Raw genomic sequence first — 1,129 nt, forward strand, 5'->3', positions numbered from 1 at the left:
AGTGCGTCGTAGGCAAAGCGCCGCACGCCAGCGTCGGGCAGGGTTTCTTCAATCAACTGGCCGAGGTTGTTCCAGACGAAAACATGCCGACTGGTGTCCGGGTAGCGGATCGACAGCAACTGCCCGCAGGCGTCGTAGTGGTAATGGGTGACGTGGCCGTCGGGATCGACCGCCTCGATGACATCGCCCTGGGCATTGCGCCGCCAGGTCCACAGTGCTTCGCCACGCGAGCGGCGGTGCAGGAAACCGTTGCGGTACTCGTAGGACGTTGGCGCATCATCCGGCGGAATCAGCGCGATCAGCCGTCCGACTTCGTCGTAGCGGTATTCGGTGACCGCGCCGAGCGGGTCCTGCTCGGCGATCAGCCGGCCGCCATCGTCGTAAGCCTTTAAATACTCACCGCCATCGGCCTCGAGCTTGCGCACCAGCCGTGCGCGGTCGTCGTGGACGTAGGTTTCTTCGGTGCCGTCGACGTAATGCACCGCGACACTGCCGTCGTCATTCCAGACGTAGCGGGTGTCCATCTGCGAGAACGACGCCCAGTGCCGGACACAACGGGCAGCCTTGCCGGCCCCTTGCCACTCCCAGAAGAAGCTCGCCCCACCGGTCAGTTGGCGCTGCAGGATGACGTGCAGATCGTCGTAGTCGTAACGCTCGCTGTCTCCGGCCGCGTTAGTCGCTTCGATCAGGTGCTGATAGGCGTCGTAGCAGTAGCTGACGAGGGTGTGTTCAGTCTTCCACTCAGCCTGTTGAAACGACTGGTAATCGATGCCGATCAGGTGCTGACGGTCGTAGCGCAATAACAGAGAACGACCCGCCCCGTTATCCAATCGCTGAACCCTGTCAGACCGATCCCTATGCACCGTCAGACGGTTGTCATACGCATCACTGATCGCTGTCAGCCGGCCAGCGCGAAAGTGATAAAACCGCGCCGCGTCCCCCGCCAGCGCGAGGACTAATTCCTCCGGTTCATCCCCCAGAAAAATCGCCGCCCGCGACAGACTGTTGTGAATCGCCGGCCGCTCGACACTCGGCAACGGAAACCGTGTACGGCGGTTTTCGTGGTCAATCCAGACCACCTCGTCAGCGTCGAACGCCAGCCGATGCGCCAGCGAATGGCTCCAGCCAA

Annotated in this window: 1 pseudogene; it reads right to left on the minus strand. The window is 62.2% G+C overall.

Annotated elements, in window-relative coordinates:
* Positions 1 to 1,129 (minus strand): annotated as a pseudogene (locus AACY18_RS27915) (type IV secretion protein Rhs); the annotation flags it as partial.

This window comes from Pseudomonas sp. EA_65y_Pfl2_P74, from assembly GCF_963970575.1.
Classification (GTDB): domain Bacteria; phylum Pseudomonadota; class Gammaproteobacteria; order Pseudomonadales; family Pseudomonadaceae; genus Aquipseudomonas; species Aquipseudomonas baetica_A.